The organism is Cnuibacter sp. UC19_7 (genome assembly GCF_042699995.1).
GTDB lineage: Bacteria > Actinomycetota > Actinomycetes > Actinomycetales > Microbacteriaceae > Cnuibacter.
Genome location: NZ_CP170560.1, coordinates 204,879 through 221,845, shown reverse-complemented (window position 1 = coordinate 221,845; position 16,967 = coordinate 204,879). Strand labels below are relative to the sequence as shown.

Here is a 16,967-nt window from a genome sequence, read left to right as displayed (position 1 = left end):
CCTGCGCAGATGCCCGCGGTTCCGCGCCAGGATGCGGAAAGGCCGCCTCCCGAAGGAGACGGCCTCTCGTCGAAGATAAAGTTCGCTCAGTGGAACGAGTCGCCGCAGGCGCACGACCCCGAGGCATTGGGGTTGTCGATGGTGAAGCCCTGCTTCTGGATGGTGTCCTCGAAGTCGATGGTCGCGCCCTCGAGGTAGGGGACGCTCATCTTGTCGACGACGACCTCGACGCCGTCGAAGTCGACCACTCCGTCGCCGTCGAGCATCCGCTCGTCGAAGTAGAGCTGGTAGATGAGGCCCGAGCAGCCACCGGGCTGGACGGCCACCCGGAGGCGCAGGTCGTCGCGCCCCTCCTGCTCGAGGAGGCTGCGCACCTTGTCGCCGGCGGTCTTGGTCAACTGCACGGCGTGGGCGGGCGCGGCCACGTCGGTGGTGAGGGTCGTGTCGCTCATCGGGACGTCCTTCCGGTCGAAACGTAGATGAAGTCTAAACCTGTGAACCCGGGTGTCCGCCGGATCATTCCCGACTCGCGGACGCGGTCCGCACGCCCGCTCATCCGCGGGCGCCGGCGGCGAGGCGATGCAGCAGGAGCGCCTCGGTGGTGATCGCCCGCTTGAACACGCCGAGGTGCAGCGACTCGTTGGGGCTGTGCGCCCTGGTGTCGGGGTCCTCGACGCCGGTCACGAGGATCTGTGCCTCGGGGAACGCGCGCACGAGGTCGGCGATGAAGGGGATCGACCCGCCCACACCCACCTCCTTGGGCGAGGCGCCCCACGCATCCGCCATCGTCTGCTCGGCGAGGGCCACGGCCCAGCCGGACGTGTCGACGAGGAAGGGCTGGCCGGTGCTCACCTCGGTGATCTCGGTGTGCGCGCCGAACGGGGCGTGCGAGCGGATGTGGGCGGCGAGCGCCTCGAAGGCGTCCTGGGCGTCCTGGCCAGGGGCGACGCGGCAGCTGACCCGGATGGAGACCGACGGGAGCAGCGTGTTCGACGCGTTGACCACATCCGGGGCGTCGATGCCCGTGACGGTGAGCGCGGGCTTGGCCCAGAGCCGCTCGAGCACGGGCCCGGTCCCGACCGGGGTCACGCCATCGAGCAGCGCGGCATCGGTGCTGAAGTGCTCCTCCGACAGTTCGGGCACCTCCATCGGATGCGCGGTGAGGCCCTCGACCGCGACGGCACCGTCGGCGTCGTAGAACGAGTCGATCAGCCGGGCGGCGGCGAGCATGGCGTCGGGCGCCGCTCCCCCGTACATGCCCGAGTGCGAGGCGTGGCCGAGAGTGGAGACCGTGAGCCGGAATGTCACGTTGCCGCGGAGGCTCACGGTGAGCGACGGCGTGGACGTGTCCCAGTTGTCGGAGTCGGCGACCACGATGACATCGGCGGCGAGCCGGTCGCGGTTCTGCTCGAGGAAGGCGCCGAAGGAGGCCGATCCGAACTCCTCCTCCCCCTCGATGAAGACGACCACGCCGAGGTCGGACTCGGTGCCGCCGGTCTCGACGAACGCCCGGACGGCCGCCACGTGGGCCATGACGCCCGCCTTGTCGTCGGCCGCTCCCCTGCCGTACAGGCGGTCGCCGCGGACGGTGGGCTCGAAGGGCGGCGTGTCCCAGTCCTCGTCACGTCCGGGCGGCTGCACGTCGTGGTGGGCGTAGAGCAGCACGGTGGGAGCGTCGCCGCGCGCGGGGCGTGTCGCGAGCACCGCGGGCTGCCCCAGCTCGCCGGACGGCGTGGGGGCGCGCAGGATGTCGACGCTCTCGAAGAAGCCCGTCCCGGACAGCAGCCCGACGACGGCCTCGGCGCTGCGCTGCACCTCGGCCGGGTCGAACGCGGACCACGAGACCGACGGGATGCGCACCAGCCCGCCGAGGTCGGCGATGCTCTGCGGCAGCGCCGCCTGCACGGCCTCGACGACCGCCTTCTCGCCCTCGGACAGCGCCGCGGGATCCTTCCTGGGAGTGCTCAGTGTCATGCGGGTAATCTTAAGAGACCGCACAGGACGAGGATTCGAAGTGGCTAAGACGAAGACGACCGTCGACGAGACGATCGAGACCCCGGCAGAGACGCCGGGCTCGGGCAAGGGTCACGCGACCCCGAGCCGCAAGGAGCGCGAGGCCGCCAACAAGCGCCCGCTCGTTCCGGGCGACCGCAAGGAGGCCGCGAAGGAGGCCCGCCGCAAGCAGCAGGAGCTGCGCGACCGGGCCCGCGTGGGCATGGCCAACGGCGAAGAGAAGTACATGCCCGTCCGCGACCGCGGCCCTCAGCGCAGGTTCGTGCGCGACTGGGTCGACGCGCGTTGGAGCCTGGGCGAGTTCCTCATCCCCGTCATGTTCCTCGTGCTCATCGCGACGATCGTGCCGATCCCCGACCTCCAGGCGTACACGATGCTGGCGCTCTACGCCTTCATCGGCATCGTGATCCTCGACTGCCTCTTCCTCGGCTGGCGCGTCATGCGAGCCGTGCGCGAGAAGTTCGGCGCCGACAAGGTCGAGCGCGGCCTGCGCTGGTACGCGACCATGCGCGCGCTGCAGTTCCGCCGACTGCGCCTGCCGAAGCCGCAGGTCAAGCGCGGCGACTACCCGAGCTGATCCTGGTCTCGCTGCCTTCCTGACCTTTCGCGGGGCCACTGACCACGCGAGAGGTCGACGAGGCAGCGAGAGCGCTACTTCTCCGTGCGGGTGCGCGCCAGACGCGCGAGACCGACGTTGATCTGCTTCGCCCACAGCGGGCCCCGGTAGAGGAACGCGGTGTAGCCCTGCACCAGGGTGGCCCCGGCGCGCAGACGCTGCTCGACGTCGTACGCCGTGTCGACGCCGCCGACCGAGATCACGCAGAACTCGCGCGGCACGACCGTGCGGATGCGCTTCAGCACCGCGAGGGAGCGCTCGGCCAGCGGAGCGCCGGAGAGTCCGCCGGCTCCGATCGCCTCGACGCGGGAGGCCGGTGTCCGCAAGCCTTCACGCGACAGCGTCGTGTTGGTGGCGATGATGCCGTCGAGACCGAGCGAGACGGCGAGGCCGGCGATCCGGTCGATCTGCTCGTCGGTGAGATCGGGCGCGATCTTGACCAGGAGGGGTGTGCTCCGTGCCTCCGCCTTGACCGCCTCGAGCAGCGGCGCCAGGAGGTCGAGCTCCTGCAGGCCGCGCAGGCCCGGCGTGTTGGGCGAGGAGACGTTGACCACGAGGTAGTCGGCGATGGGCGCCAGAGCCCGAGCGCTCTGCACGTAGTCGGCGACGGCGTCGTCGACCGAGACCACCCGGCTCTTGCCGATGTTCACACCGATGATCGCGCGGCCTGCCCCGCTGTGCTTGGTGCGTGCCAGCCTCAGGGACGCTGCGGCGGCGCCACGGTTGTTGAACCCCATCCGGTTGATGACCGCGCGATCGGGGATGAGCCGGAACAGGCGCGGGCGGTCGTTGCCGGGCTGAGGGCGAGCCGTGATCGTGCCGACCTCGACGTGACCGAAGCCGAGCGCGGCGAGGCCGTCGATGGCCGTCCCGTCTTTGTCGAAGCCGGCAGCCACGCCGAACGGCGTGGGGAAGGTGAGCCCCAGGGCCTTGACCGACAGGTCGACGTCGGCCGAGGTGAATCGGTGCACCAGACGGTCGAGCCGCAGCCGCGGGATGGCGCGGATGACCCGCATCGCGAGGTGATGGGCGTCCTCCGGGTCCATCCTCGTCAGGACGGTGCGGAACAGCAGCTCGTACACGGGCGCTACTCGGCGAGACCGGCGGAGCGCTCGGGGCGGTCGGCGTGCTCGGCACGCAGCAGGGTGATCGCGGCCTCGAAGTCGTCGAGGGTGTCGAAGCCCTGGTACACGCTCGCGAAGCGCAGGTAGGCCACCTCGTCGAGCTCGCGGAGGGGCTGCAGGATGGCCAGGCCGATGTCGTTGGCGTCGATCTGGGCGGCGCCGCTCTGGCGCACGATCTCCTCGACCCGCTGGGCGAGCACGGCCAGGTCGGCGTCGGTGACCGGCCGGCCCTGGCAGGCCTTGCGCACGCCGCTGACGATCTTCTCGCGCGAGAAGGGCTCGACCACGCCGGAGCGCTTGATCACGCCGAGGCTGGCGGTCTCGGTCGTGCTGAAGCGGCGACCGCACTCGGGGCACTGGCGACGGCGTCGGATGGCCTGGCCGTCGTCGGTCGTGCGGGAGTCGACGACGCGCGAATCGGGATGGCGGCAGTAGGGGCAGTACATGACACCTCCAGGCTATCGGGTGGCGGAACCCGCTCGGTCGGGCTCAGCCCTGGGCGAAGCGGGCCGCTACGGCGTCGCCGTGCGCGGGCAGGTTCTCGGCATCGGACAGGGAGCGGATGTCGCCGGCGACGGTCTCGAGCGCCTCGCGGTCGTAACGCACCACCTGCTGGGGCCGCAGGAACGTGTAGGCGCCCAGACCCGACGAGAACCGGGACTGCCCGCCGGTGGGGAGCACGTGGTTCGACCCCGCGAGGTAGTCGCCGAGGCTCACCGGGGAGTAGGCGCCGAGGAAGATCGCGCCGGCGTTGTGGATCGACGCGAGCGTCGCATCCGGATCGGCGGTCTGGATCTCGAGGTGCTCGGGACCGTAGGCGTCGCTCACGGTCGCGGCGGTGGCCAGGTCGTCGACGAGGATGATCGCCGACTGCGGGCCGCCGAGCGCGATGCCGACGCGCTCCGCGTGGGTGGTCCCGGCGGCCGCCGTGCGGAGCTCGTCGATGACACGGTCGGCGAGCTCGGCGGAGTCGGTGACGAGCACCGCGGCCGCGAGCTCGTCGTGCTCGGCCTGGCTGACGAGGTCGGCGGCGACGAAGCCGGCGTCGGCCGTGCCGTCGGCGATGACGAGGATCTCGGTGGGCCCGGCCTCGGAGTCGATGCCCGCGGTGCCGCGCACGACGCGCTTCGCCGCGGCGACGTAGACGTTGCCCGGACCGGTGATGACCTGCACGGGCTCGAGACCGATCTCGGCCACGCCGTGGGCCAGCGCACCGATCGCGCCGGCGCCGCCCATGGCGTACACCTCGTCGATGCCGAGGAGCCCCGCGGCACCGAGGATCGTCGGGTGCACCTGACCGCCGAAGTCGCGCTGCGGCGGCGACGCGAGTGCGATGCTGCCCACGCCCGCCGTCTGCGCGGGGACGACGTTCATGACGACGCTCGACGGGTACACGGCCTTGCCGCCGGGCACGTAGAGGCCCACGCGCTCGACCGGCTGCCAGCGCTGCTCGACGACGGCGCCCTCGCCGAGCTCGGTGCGGGCCGGCGGAGGCACCTGCGCGGCCGTCGCGCGGCGGACACGGGCGATGGCCTCGTCGAGCGCCACCCGCACCTGGGGCTCGAGCGCGGCGACCGCGGCCCGGATGTCCTCCTCGGGCACACGCACCGAGCCGGGCACCACGCCGTCGAACCGCTCCGCCTGCCGCTGCAGGGCGGTCAGCCCGTCGGACCGCACCTCCTCGACCAGCTCGGCAGCGGCGGCGTGCGCGGCCGACACGTCGGTCGCGGCGCGCGGCACGAGCCGGGCGAGATCGCTGCGGGAGGGCGTCTGGCCACGGAGGTCGATGATGCGGATCACGGCATCCAAGCCTAGTCCGCCCGCCTGAGCAGCCCCTCCCCTCCCTGATCCGTCACTTTCGGCTGGTGCGAGCGTGCCGCACTAGCCGAAAGTGACGGATCAGGGGGGCGTCAGGTGAGGCAGTGGGGGCCGAGCAGCGACTTCAGCTCGCCGAAGAGGTCGGCGGTCACCGAGACGGGGTACGGCACCTCGAACACCCGCACGTTGTCGGCCTTCACGAGCTTCAGCCGCACCTCGGTGTCGCCGGCGTGGCGGATGAGGACGTCGCCGAGCGCCTGGACGGTCTCGGTCGTCGCCCTCGCCTCCGACATCGAGATCTGCAGCGGGCCACTCGACCCGCGCTCGCCGAGGTTGGGCTGGAACAGGCTGTACGCGTGCAGGTTCATGCCGTCGTCGCGCATGCTCACTCGACCGCGGACGACCACGATCGTGTCGGCCGTGAGCGCGGGACCGAACTCCTGGTACGCCTTGCCCATGAACATCGCGGTGATCTCGCCCGCGAAGTCCTCGATCTGGATCATGCCGTACTGGTTGCCGCTGTTGCGCGCCACACGATGCTGCACGCTCGTGATGAGCCCCGCGACGGTGACCTGGTCGCCGTCCTGGGTGTGCTCGCTCTCGAGCAGGTCGAGGATCGACGTCGACGCCTGCTTCGCCAGTTCGAGCTCGAGACCGGCGAGCGGATGGTCGGACACGTACAGGCCGAGCATCTCGCGCTCGAAGGCCAGCTTGTCGCGCTTGGCCCATTCCGGCCGCTCGGGGATCGCGTGCTCGGCCTGCGGCTCGTCCCACAGGTCGGCGAAGTCGAAGCCCACCTGGCCGTTCGCCTCGGCGCGCTTCTCGCCCACTGCGGCGTCGATCATGCCCTCATGCACTTCGATGAGCGCACGCCGGGTGGCGCCGAGCGAGTCGAACGCGCCGGCCTTGATGAGCGACTCCACGGTCCGCTTGTTGAGCGCGGTCAGGGGCAGCTTCTTGAGGAAGTCGCCGAACGACTCGAACGCACCCTTCTTCTCGCGCGCCTCGCGGATCGCGGCGACCACGTTCATCCCCACGTTGCGGACGGCTCCCAGGCCGAACCGGATGTCGGACCCGACCGCGGCGAAGAAGCCGATCGAGGAGTTGACGTCGGGCGGGAGGACCTTGATCCCCATCCGGCGGCACTCGTTGAGGTACATGGCGAGCTTGTCCTTGGCGTCGCCCACGCTGGTGAGCAGCGCTGCCATGTACTCGGCCGGGTAGTGCGCCTTGAGGTACGCCGTCCAGTACGAGAGCACGCCGTAGGCGGCGGAGTGCGCCTTGTTGAACGCGTAGTCGGAGAACGGCAGCAGGATGTCCCACAGCATCTTGATCGCGTCCTCGGAGAACCCGTTCGCGATCATGCCGCCGGAGAAGCCCTCGTACTGCTTGTCGAGCTCGGACTTCTTCTTCTTGCCCATCGCGCGGCGGAGGATGTCGGCCTGTCCGAGGGAGAACCCGGCGACCCGCTGCGCGATCGCCATCACCTGCTCCTGGTAGATGATGAGGCCGTAGCTGGTGTCGAGGATGTCGCGCAGCGGCTCCTCGAGCTCCGGGTGGATCGGCGTGATGTCCTGCAGGCCGTTCTTGCGGAGAGCGTAGTTGGTGTGCGAGTTCGCGCCCATGGGGCCCGGGCGGTACAGCGCGATGACCGCGGAGATGTCCTCGAAGTTGTCGGGCTTCATCAACCTCAGCAGCGACCGCATGGGCCCGCCGTCGAGCTGGAAGACGCCGAGCGTGTCGCCTCGGGACAGGAGTTCGTAGGCCTTCTGGTCGTCGAGCGCGAGGTCTTCGAGCACCGGACGGAACCCGCGATTCGACTCGATGTTGTCGAGCGCGTCGTCGATGATCGTCAGGTTGCGGAGACCCAGGAAGTCCATCTTGATCAGGCCGAGCGACTCCGCGGCCGGATAGTCGAACTGGGTGACGATCTGGCCGTCCTGCTCCCGCTTCATGATCGGGATGATGTCGATCAGCGGATCGCTCGACATGATGACACCCGCCGCGTGGACACCCCACTGCCGCTTCAGGTTCTCGATCCCGAGAGCGGTGTCGAAGACGGTGCGCGCCTCGGGGTCGGTCTCGAGGATGGCCCGAACGTCGCCGGCCTCCTTGTAGCGCGGGTGGTCCTTGTCGACGATCCCGGAGAGCGGGATGTCCTTGCCCATGATCGCGGGCGGCATCGCCTTGGTGAGCTTCTCGCCCATGCCGAACGGGAAGCCGAGCACTCGAGAGGAGTCCTTCAGCGCCTGCTTCGCCTTGATCGTGCCGTAGGTGACGATCTGGGCGACGCGCTCCTCGCCGTACTTCTCGGTGACGTACTTGATGACCTCACCGCGCCGACGCTCGTCGAAGTCGACGTCGAAGTCGGGCATGGAGACGCGGTCGGGGTTGAGGAACCGCTCGAAGATGAGGCCGTGCTGCAGCGGGTCGAGGTCGGTGATCTTCATGGCGTACGCCGCCATCGATCCGGCGCCCGAACCGCGGCCGGGGCCGACGCGGATGCCGTTGCGCTTCGACCAGTTGATGAAGTCGGCCACCACGAGGAAGTACCCCGGGAAGCCCATCTGGGTGATGACGCCCTTCTCGTAGTCGGCCTGCTTGCGCACCGCGTCGGTCACGCCGTCGGGGTAGCGCTCGAGGAGGCCCTTCTCGACCTCCTTGTCGAACCACGACGCCTCGGTCTCGCCCTCGGGGACGGGGAAGCGGGGCATGTAGTTGGCGCTGGTGTCGAACTTCACGTCGCAGCGCTCGGCGATGAGCAGCGTGTTGTCGCACGCCTCCGGATAGTCACGGAACAGCGACCGCATCTCGGCCGGGGTCTTCAGGTAGAACTCGTCGGCGTCGAACTTGAAGCGGTTCGGGTCGGACAGCGTCGACCCGGACTGCACGCAGAGCAGCGCCGCGTGGCTCTTGGCGTCGTGCGCATGCGTGTAGTGGAGGTCGTTCGTGGCGACGAGCGGGAGGTCGAGCTCCTTGGCGAGCCGGATGAGGTCGGTCATGATCCGGCGTTCGATCTCGAGACCGTGGTCCATGATCTCGCAGAAGAAGTTCTCCTTGCCGAAGATGTCGCGGAAGTCTGCCGCGGCCTTCTTGGCCTCCTCGTACTGCCCGAGGCGGAGCCTGGTCTGGATCTCGCCCGACGGGCAACCCGTGGTCGCGATGATGCCCTTGCCGTACTGCGACAGCAGCTCGCGGTCCATGCGCGGCTTGAAGTAGTAGCCCTCGATCGACGCCAGCGACGACAACCGGAAGAGGTTGTGCATCCCCTCCGTGCTCGCGGAGAGGAGCGTCATGTGGGTGTACGCGCCGGCGCCGGAGACATCGTCTCCCCCGCCGTTGCCCCAGCGGATGCGCGTCTTGTCGCTGCGGTGCGTGCCCGGGGTGAGGTACGCCTCGGTGCCGATGATGGGCTTGATGCCGGCCTCGGTCGCCGTCCTCCAGAAGTCGAAAGCGCCGAACATGTTGCCGTGGTCGGTGACGGCGACGGCGGGCATGCCCTGCTCGACGGCGGCCTGGATCAGGGGTTTGACGCGAGCCGCTCCATCGAGCATCGAGTACTCGCTGTGGACGTGCAGATGCACAAAGGAATCGGTCGACGAAGGCACGTGATCTCCGGCTCGTGTTGTCGGTTCGAACAGTCTAAACGCCCCGACGGCGGCGTGGTCGGGGCCGCGCCGACCACGGTCGAGACGGGCTCTCAGCCCGCCGCGATCACGTCGAGCGCGTGCTGCAGGTCGGCCGGATACCCGGTCTCGAACTCGACGTACTCCCGGCTCGCGGGGTGGATGAAGCCCAGCCGCTCGGCGTGCAGCCACTGCCTCGAGAGGCCCACCCGCTCGGAGAGCACCGGGTCGGCGCCGTACATCGCGTCGCCCACGCAGGGATGCCGCTGGGCGGCCATGTGCACCCGGATCTGGTGCGTACGCCCGGTCTCCAGGTGCACCTCGAGCAGGGTCGCCGCGCGGAACGCCTCGATGGTCTCGTAGTGCGTCACCGACGGCTTCCCGTCGGCCACGACCGCGAACTTCCAGTCGGACCGCGGGTGCCGCCCGATGGGGGCGTCGATCGTCCCGGCGGTGGGGTCGGGGTGCCCCTGCACGAGCGCGTGGTAGATCTTCTCGACGGTGCGGTCGTGGAAGGCCCGCTTCAGCCAGGTGTAGGCAGTCTCCGACTTGGCGACCACCATGAGGCCGCTGGTGCCCGCATCCAGTCGATGCACGATGCCGGCCCGTTCAGGAGCGCCCGACGTGGCGATGCGGAAGCCTGCCCCCGCCAGGGCGCCGAGGACGGTGGGGCCCTCCCAGCCGACCGACGGATGCGCGGCCACGCCGACGGGCTTGTCGATCACGACGATGTCGTCGTCGTCGTACACGATGTCGAGGTCGGGCACCAGGACGGGGATCACGCGGGGCTCCTCGCGCGGGCTCCACTCGACCGACAGCCAGCCGTCGCGACGCAGTCGATCGGACTTCCCCACCGTCCGGCCGTCGAGGCTCACTCCCCCGGCGTCGGCGACCTCGGCCGCGAACGATCGGGAGAATCCGAGCAGCTTCGCCAGCCCGGCGTCGACGCGCTGGCCGTCGAGCCCGTCGGGCACCGGCAGGGTTCGCGACTCCACGTCAGACCTGCTCGTCGGCGGGCTGCTCCGACTCCGACCCGTCGTGCTTGCGCTCGCCGGACTTGCGCCCGTCGAGCCCGACGCCGCGGATCGTGAGGATGATGAACAGCCCCATCGCGCAGCAGATGGCCACGTCGGCGAGGTTGAAGATCGCGGGCAGCAGCGGGATGGTGATGAAGTCGACGACGTGCCCCACACCGAAGCCGGGCTCACGGAACAGCCGGTCGTACAGGTTGCCCAGCGTTCCGCCGAGCAGCAGCCCGAAGACCACGGCCCAGGCGAACGAGCGGATGCGCCGTGCGAACCAGATGATGAACACCGTCACAGCGGCCGCGAGGATCGAGAAGATCCAGGTGTACGCGTTTCCGATCGAGAAGGCGGCGCCCGAGTTCTTCACGAAACGAAATTGGATGAGGTCGCCCACCACGGGGACGACCTCACCCAATTCGAGGTTCTGTACGACGAGGTACTTCGCGAGCTGATCGAGCGCCAACGCGCCTGCGGCGACGAGGACGAGGACGATCAGGACCCGGGGACGCCCTTTCGAAGCGTCAGCCTCCAAAGCCGCTGAAGCTGGAGGAGGGCGCCGGGCTCTTGTCGGCGTCCTTCGAGGTGAGCTCGTTGAGCTGCTCCTCGATGTACGACTTCAGGCCCGAGCGGTAGTCCTTCTCGAAGGTGCGCAGCTCGTCGATGCGGTGCTCGACGGCGGCCTTCTCCTGGTTGAGGCGAGCCATCTCGTTGCGCTGCTTGGTCTCGGCCTCGGCCACGATGCGCGCGGCGGTGGCGTGACCCTCGGCGATGAGCGCGTCGCGCTTCTCGGCGCCCTCCTTGACGTGCTCGTCGTGGAGACGACGCGCCAGCTGGAGGAGGTTGGTGGTGCTGACCGACTCGTCGTCGGCCTCGGCAGCGGGAGCAGCCGGCGCGGCGACGGGGGCCGGCACGGGAGCGGGGGTCTCGACCTGAGCCGCGACGGGGGCCGGAGCGGTCTCGGCGGCAGGAGCCTCGACGGGGGCGCCCTCGCCCGCAGCGGCGAGGCGGGCCTTGAGCTCCTCGTTCTCCTGCGTCAGGCGACGCAGCTCGACGACGACCTCGTCGAGGAAGTCGTCGACCTCGTCCTGGTCGTAGCCCTCACGGAACTTGGTCTGTGAGAATCGCTTGTTGACGACATCTTCCGGAGTCAACGCCATGGTCTTCCACCTTCAGTACTTGACGAACAGGGTTGCCTGTCGGGACAGTGATAACGCGTTGCTAACCGTAGCAACATTCACGACAAACGTCTTGTGAACGGCCTGACTGCGGGCCGTGCTGACGCTCCAGGATACAACGGGTCTCAGACGCCTCGAAGGAACCCGGCCACCGACATCAGGATGATCACGATCAGCATCACGATCGACCAACCGAAGTCGAGCGCGACCCCGCCGAGCCGAAGCGGCGGGATGATCCTGCGGAAGAACCGGATGGGCGGATCGGTGACCGTGTAGACCACCTCGGCGACCACGAGCAGAGCGCCGCGAGGTCGCCAGCCGCGCCGGACCGTCCGCACCAGGTCGAGGACGAACCGCCCCCACATGGTGAAGAAGTACAGCAGGAGGAGGAAGTACGCGACGGTCGCGATGATGGCGACGAGAGAACCCACGCTGTGATTATGTCCTGTCTGGGATCAACTCGTGTCGAGCGGTACGTCGTGCGGGCGGCGCCTCGGCCGACCGGATCAGGCCTGCTGGACGAAGAACGACGACTCGGTGCGGGCCTCCTGGCCGCTGTCACCGGAGACGGCGACGTGCGCCGGCGAGAGCAGGAACACCTTGCTCGTCACACGCTCGATCTTGCCGTAGAGGCCCTGCGAGAGACCACCGGCGAAGTCGATGAGACGGCGTGCGTCGGCATCGGTCATCTGCGACAGGTTGATGATGACCGGGATCCCCTCGCGGAAGTTCTCGGCGATCACCTGAGCGTCGCGGTACTGCTTCGGGTGGACGGTGAGGATCTCGTTCATGTCTGCCGGGGCCGCATTCTTCTGGTGAGAGTGGGAGTGCGTGTTCTTGCGGAGGGGGGTCACAGGCGCACGCGTCTGCGACGGTGCCGCGCTCGGGGCGGCCTGCGCCTGGGGCTGCGGCTGAGGAACGGGAGCGACCGGCGCGGCCGGAGCGGCGGGGGTCTCGTACTCGAGTTCTTCGTCTGCGAGACCCAGGTAGACCATGGTCTTGCGGAGCGGGTTGGCCATGTGAACCTCCGGTTGCGTAAGTCGGCTTGACCGCAAGATTAATCGCGAGTCGGTCGGTTTCCCGTGATTGCCGTCCCGATGCGGAGGTGTGTCGCGCCTGCGGCGATCGCCTCGGGGAAGTCGTGCGTCATGCCGGCGGAGATCTTCGACGCGCGCGGATCCAAGCCGCGGACGTCGTCGGAGAGCGTCCTGAGCCGTTCGAACGCGCGGGCCGGCTCCTCATCGAGCGGGGCGACCGCCATGACGCCGAGGAGGTCGAGGCCGGGCGCCTCGAGCACGCTCTCGGCGAGCGTCAGCAGACCCTCGGGGCGCACTCCCCCGCGCTCGGGGTCGTCGGTGAGGTTCACCTGCACGAAGCAGCCGACCGTCGACTCCTCCGACGACAGCGCGCCCACGAGCTCTGCACGGTCGACGGAGTGGATCACCGAGGCGTACTCCCTCACCTGCTTCGCCTTCTTGCGCTGCAGCTGACCGACGAAGTGCCAGGTGATGTCGAGGTCGGCGAGCTCGGCCGCCTTCTCGCGCGCCTCCTGGTGCCTGTTCTCGCCCATGTCGTGGAGCCCCAGCGACACCAGGTCGCGGATGATCCCGGCCGGGTGGAACTTCGTCACCGCGATGAGCGTGACCTCCACCGGATCGCGACCGGCGCTGCGGCACGCCGAATGGATGCGCTCTGCGATGTCGTCGAGCCGCTCGGGAAGCCCGGGGGTCACCGAGGAGACCTCGACGTCACTTGAGGAAGTCGGGGACGTCGAGGTCGGCGTCGTCGTCCTCCGAGGCCGGGTCGAGCGCCACGGCGCTCGTGTAGCCGAGTTCGGGGGATGCGGCCGACCAGGTGGCCTTCTCCTCGTTCGACTGCTCGGCGCGCTGGTCGCGACGGAGCGACGAGGTCGACGCCGTGTCGGATCCGTACGAGTCGGAGTCGTCGCTGGCCACGAAGCTGCGGCGACCCTCCACGACCGGCTGCGGCTCTCCGCCGTCGAAGCCGGCGGCGATCACGGTCACGCGCACCTCGTCGCCGAGGGTGTCGTCGATGACGGCACCGAAGATGATGTTCGCCTCGGCGTGCACCGCATCCTGCACGAGCTTCGCTGCGTCGTTGATCTCGAAGATGCCGAGGTTCGATCCGCCCTGGATGGAGAGCAGGACGCCGCGGGCGCCGTCGATGCTCGCCTCGAGCAGCGGGGACGCGACGGCCAGCTCGGCGGCCTTGATGGCGCGGTCGGCGCCTCGCGAGGAGCCGATGCCCATGAGGGCCGAGCCCGCGCCCTGCATGACCGACTTCACGTCGGCGAAGTCGAGGTTGATGAGGCCGGGGGTGGTGATGAGGTCGGTGATGCCCTGCACACCGGCCAGGAGGACCTGGTCGGCGGTGGAGAACGCCTCGAGCATGCTGATGCCGCGGTCGCTGATCTCGAGCAGGCGGTCGTTCGGCACGACGATGAGGGTGTCGACCTCGTTCTTCAGCGTGGCGACGCCGGCCTCGGCCTGCGCCTGGCGGCGCTTGCCCTCGAACCCGAACGGCTTCGTGACGACACCGATGGTCAGGGCGCCGATCGACTTGGCGATGCGGGCGACCACGGGGGCGCCGCCGGTGCCGGTGCCGCCGCCCTCGCCCGCCGTGACGAAGACCATGTCGGCGCCGGCCAGCGCCTCCTCGATCTCCTCGGCGTGATCCTCGGCAGCGCGACGACCGACCTCGGGGTCGGCGCCGGCACCGAGCCCCCGGGTGATCTCGCGGCCCACGTCGAGCTTGACGTCGGCATCGCTCATGAGGAGCGCCTGGGCATCGGTGTTGATGGCGATGAACTCGACTCCCCGGAGGCCGAGCTCGATCATCCGGTTCACCGCGTTGACGCCGCCGCCCCCGATGCCGACGACCTTGATCACAGCGAGGTAGTTCTGGTTTGAAGTCACGTCCGGCCTCCGCAGCAAACCTTAAAGTTCAGGTAGAAACTTAAAGTTATTCCGAGTAGATATTTCCTAGGGATGACGGTAGGTCACCCGGGACGCGGACGGCCACAACCCGCCCGCGTGTCGGCGATCATCCGCCCCGGATCACCGGACTCTCCGGACTGGACACGTCGTACTCCACGGCCCGGCTCGGATCCTGGGTGGCGATGAGCCGCTGGAGGATGAGCGTCTTGAGCGCGGACTTCTCCGCACTCCCCCAGACCACGCGCTGACCGGCGGTGCCGAAGGTGAAGGTGATGCTGTCGGGCGTCGCCGCCGTCGCGTTCGTGACCTGGGCGAGCAGGTCGGGCGGGAGCGAGGCGAGAGCCGTTCCCGCGGCGGCGAAGGCCGCCCCGCCCAGCTGCGTGCCGGCGAGGTCGTACACCGGGTACCCGGGCACGGGCTGCGGCGACGACTGGACGACCACGCCGGCCGGGTCGACGACGTCCCATCCCGAGGCCGACTGCACCTGTGCGACCGGGGTGCGCTCGACGATCCGGATCCCCAGGCCCGACGGCGGCAGCGCCTCGACGGCGAACGACTTGATCAGGGGGAACTGCGACAGCTCCTCGCGGATGGCGCCCTCGTCGACGAGTGCGAGCGGCCTGCCCATCTGATCGGACACGGCCGCCTCGATCGTCGCCGGGTCGAGGCGCGACGTCCCCGTCACCTCGATGGTGCGCACGCTGAGGAGCGGCGAGTATGCGGCGAGCAGGGCGACCACCACGAGTCCGACGGCGAGGCCGAGCCCGACGAGCCACGAGATCCGGCGGCGTCGGCTCCACTGCGTGAAGCGTCGCGCCTCCCGTCGCTCGTAACGGCGCCGTGCGCGCACCGCCTGGCGGAGCTGCGAGGCGCTGCTCCGACCCGGGTCGCGGCCGTCCGGCTCAGGCCGGTCGGGTTTCGGAGCAGCGGGAGCGGTCTCGGCGGGAGTCGCCGTGCGCGCGCCACCCCGCAGAGCGGAGCGCTCGAGGACGATGGGCTCGGTCAGGTGCTCGTCGGCGGCGCGCGAGGGCCTCGGCGTCGCAGGCCGCCCACGGCCCTGGCGCGCCGTCGTCGAGCTGTCGCTCGCCGGGGCCGGGGCAGGCTCGGGCTTGGGCCGCTTGCCTCGCGCCGGAGCCGCCTCCGGTGTCGGCGACGACGGCGGAGGCGCCGGGGGCGGGGTCAGACCGGGGGGACGTCTCACTGCGGGCTCGCGGCCTTCTCCAGCGACGCGAGCAGCTGCGGCACGATGAGGTTGACGTCGCCACAGCCCAGCGTGACGGCGAAGTCGCCGGGCTTCGCGTAGGCGGCCAGTGCCTCCGCCGCCCGCTGCCAGTCGTCGATGTAGACGACCTTCTCCGGGTCGTGGAAGCGCTCCGAGACGAGCTCGCCGGTCACCCCGGGCACCGGATCCTCGCGGGCGCCGCAGACCGCCAGGACGATCGTGTAGTCGGCGGTGCGCTCGAGCGTCTCGGCGAACTCGCCGGCCATGAGCTGCGTGCGGCTGTACAGGTGCGGCTGGTGCACGGCGATGATCCGGCCATCGCCGACCACCGTACGGGCCGCCGTGAGCGCGGCGTCGACCTCGGTCGGGTGGTGCGCGTAGTCGTCGTAGACGCTGACGCCGCCCACCGTGCCGTGGAGCTCGAACCGCCGGCCGGTGCCGCCGAAGTCGGCGACCGCGTCGAGCGATTCGGCGAGGCCGAACCCGAGCCCGATGAGCACGGCGACGGCCCCGGCGGCGTTGACGGCGTTGTGACGCCCGGGCACGGCCAGCGTGGCCGAGGCGGTCGCCCCCTGGTGCACGAGCGTGAAGGCGACGGGTCCGTCGGTCACCACGTCGACCACGCGGACGTCGGCGTCCTCCGCCTCGCCGAACGTGATGACCTGCGGATGCGACATTCGGGAGCGCACACGCTGGGCTCCCGCGTCGTCGCTCGAGATCACGACCAGCTCGGAGGCCGCGTCGGCGAAGCGGACGAAGGCGTCCTCCACCGCCTCGACCGACCCGTAGTGGTCGAGGTGGTCGGGGTCGACGTTCGTGATGAGCGCCACCGCGGTGTCGTAGAGCAGGAACGAGCCGTCGGACTCGTCGGCCTCGACCACGAACAGCTCGCCGCTGCCCGCGGCGGAGCTCGTGCCGAGCGCCGAGATCGTGCCGCCGTTGACGTAGCCGGGATCCTGGTCGAGCCCCAGCAGACCCGTCACGATCATGCCGGTCGAGGTGGTCTTGCCGTGCGCGCCCGCGACCGCGACGAGCCGCCGCCGGTTGGCGAGCCACGCGAGCGCCTGCGACCGGTGCAGGATCGTGAGGCCGCGCTCCCTCGCCTCGAGGTACTCGGGGTTGTCGGGCCACAGCGCCCCGGTGAAGACCAGCGTGTCGGCGGCGCCGACGTTCGCGGCATCATGTCCGACGGCGACCGGGATGCCCAGCGCGCGCAGCTTCTCGGCGTACGCGGAGTCGGTGCGGTCGGAGCCGGTGACCGTCATGCCCGCGGCCTTGTACAGGCGGGCGATCCCGTTCATTCCGGAGCCGCCGATGCCCACGAAGTGCACCGCTCCGAGCTCGTCGGGGATCGGGATGTCGAGGTCGGGCTTGATCACGGGTGGCGCTCC

General features: G+C 69.8%; 16 protein-coding genes. 1 reads left to right on the top strand and 15 read right to left on the bottom strand.

Annotation, left to right across the window (positions count from 1 at the left end; genetic code table 11):
- Window positions 1-86: 86 nt before the first annotated feature.
- Window positions 87-452 carry an iron-sulfur cluster insertion protein ErpA gene (gene erpA, locus ACFJGV_RS01085; RefSeq protein ID WP_378146169.1) on the bottom strand — a complete coding sequence of 122 codons (366 nt, stop codon included), beginning with the start codon at window positions 450-452 and terminating at the stop codon, window positions 87-89.
- Between the two features lie 100 nt (window positions 453-552).
- Window positions 553-1,974 carry a dipeptidase gene (locus ACFJGV_RS01080; RefSeq protein WP_378146167.1) on the bottom strand — a complete coding sequence of 474 codons (1,422 nt, stop codon included), beginning with the start codon at window positions 1,972-1,974 and terminating at the stop codon, window positions 553-555.
- A 40-nt stretch (window positions 1,975-2,014) separates the two neighbouring features.
- On the opposite strand from ACFJGV_RS01080, the gene ACFJGV_RS01075 reads away from it, so the two are divergent.
- A complete protein-coding gene (locus tag ACFJGV_RS01075) occupies window positions 2,015-2,590 on the top strand; it encodes a DUF3043 domain-containing protein (RefSeq protein WP_378146165.1) in 576 nt (191 codons plus the stop codon).
- Window positions 2,591-2,664: 74 nt separating this feature from the next.
- Here the strand turns inward: ACFJGV_RS01075 and ACFJGV_RS01070 are convergent, their stop codons facing one another.
- The 13 genes from ACFJGV_RS01070 to murC all read right to left on the bottom strand — a co-directional run bounded on the left by ACFJGV_RS01070 (window position 2,665) and on the right by murC (window position 16,955).
- On the bottom strand, window positions 2,665-3,711 hold the full coding sequence (locus ACFJGV_RS01070; protein WP_378146163.1) for a quinone-dependent dihydroorotate dehydrogenase: 1,047 nt from the start codon (window positions 3,709-3,711) through the stop codon (window positions 2,665-2,667).
- 5 nt (window positions 3,712-3,716) lie between these two features.
- Window positions 3,717-4,199 carry a transcriptional regulator NrdR gene (gene nrdR, locus ACFJGV_RS01065; RefSeq protein ID WP_378146161.1) on the bottom strand — a complete coding sequence of 161 codons (483 nt, stop codon included), beginning with the start codon at window positions 4,197-4,199 and terminating at the stop codon, window positions 3,717-3,719.
- 43 nt (window positions 4,200-4,242) lie between these two features.
- Window positions 4,243-5,553 carry a histidinol dehydrogenase gene (gene hisD / locus ACFJGV_RS01060; RefSeq protein WP_378146159.1) on the bottom strand — a complete coding sequence of 437 codons (1,311 nt, stop codon included), beginning with the start codon at window positions 5,551-5,553 and terminating at the stop codon, window positions 4,243-4,245.
- A gap of 110 nt (window positions 5,554-5,663) precedes the next feature.
- Window positions 5,664-9,125, bottom strand: coding sequence for a DNA polymerase III subunit alpha (dnaE, locus tag ACFJGV_RS01055; RefSeq protein ID WP_378148602.1), 3,462 nt, complete (start codon window positions 9,123-9,125; stop codon window positions 5,664-5,666).
- 146 nt (window positions 9,126-9,271) lie between these two features.
- On the bottom strand, window positions 9,272-10,192 hold the full coding sequence (locus ACFJGV_RS01050) for an RluA family pseudouridine synthase (protein WP_378146157.1): 921 nt from the start codon (window positions 10,190-10,192) through the stop codon (window positions 9,272-9,274).
- Between the two features lies 1 nt (window position 10,193).
- Window positions 10,194-10,754: a signal peptidase II gene (lspA, locus tag ACFJGV_RS01045; protein WP_378146155.1), complete on the bottom strand. Its 561-nt coding sequence runs from the start codon at window positions 10,752-10,754 to the stop codon at window positions 10,194-10,196.
- Window positions 10,744-11,379 (bottom strand): DivIVA domain-containing protein, encoded by a 636-nt coding sequence (locus ACFJGV_RS01040; RefSeq protein ID WP_378146153.1) that lies wholly within the window; start codon window positions 11,377-11,379, stop codon window positions 10,744-10,746. The genes lspA and ACFJGV_RS01040 overlap by 11 nt, the downstream gene beginning before the upstream one ends.
- A gap of 143 nt (window positions 11,380-11,522) precedes the next feature.
- The gene (locus tag ACFJGV_RS01035) at window positions 11,523-11,828 is read right to left on the bottom strand and encodes a YggT family protein (protein ID WP_259422958.1); all 306 of its coding nucleotides are present in this window, start codon (window positions 11,826-11,828) and stop codon (window positions 11,523-11,525) included.
- Between the two features lie 75 nt (window positions 11,829-11,903).
- The gene (locus ACFJGV_RS01030) at window positions 11,904-12,416 is read right to left on the bottom strand and encodes a cell division protein SepF (protein WP_378146152.1); all 513 of its coding nucleotides are present in this window, start codon (window positions 12,414-12,416) and stop codon (window positions 11,904-11,906) included.
- A 38-nt stretch (window positions 12,417-12,454) separates the two neighbouring features.
- Window positions 12,455-13,129 (bottom strand): YggS family pyridoxal phosphate-dependent enzyme, encoded by a 675-nt coding sequence (locus ACFJGV_RS01025; RefSeq protein WP_378146151.1) that lies wholly within the window; start codon window positions 13,127-13,129, stop codon window positions 12,455-12,457.
- 16 nt (window positions 13,130-13,145) lie between these two features.
- Complete coding sequence (ftsZ, locus tag ACFJGV_RS01020; RefSeq protein WP_378146149.1) at window positions 13,146-14,333, bottom strand: cell division protein FtsZ; 1,188 nt, start codon at window positions 14,331-14,333, stop codon at window positions 13,146-13,148.
- Window positions 14,334-14,460: 127 nt separating this feature from the next.
- A complete protein-coding gene (locus tag ACFJGV_RS01015; protein WP_378146148.1) occupies window positions 14,461-15,555 on the bottom strand; it encodes an FtsQ-type POTRA domain-containing protein in 1,095 nt (364 codons plus the stop codon).
- Entirely contained in the window at window positions 15,552-16,955 is a 1,404-nt protein-coding gene (gene murC / locus ACFJGV_RS01010; RefSeq protein ID WP_378146146.1) for a UDP-N-acetylmuramate--L-alanine ligase, read from the bottom strand. Before murC ends, ACFJGV_RS01015 begins: the two co-directional genes overlap by 4 nt.
- Between the last annotated feature and the right edge of the window lie 12 nt (window positions 16,956-16,967).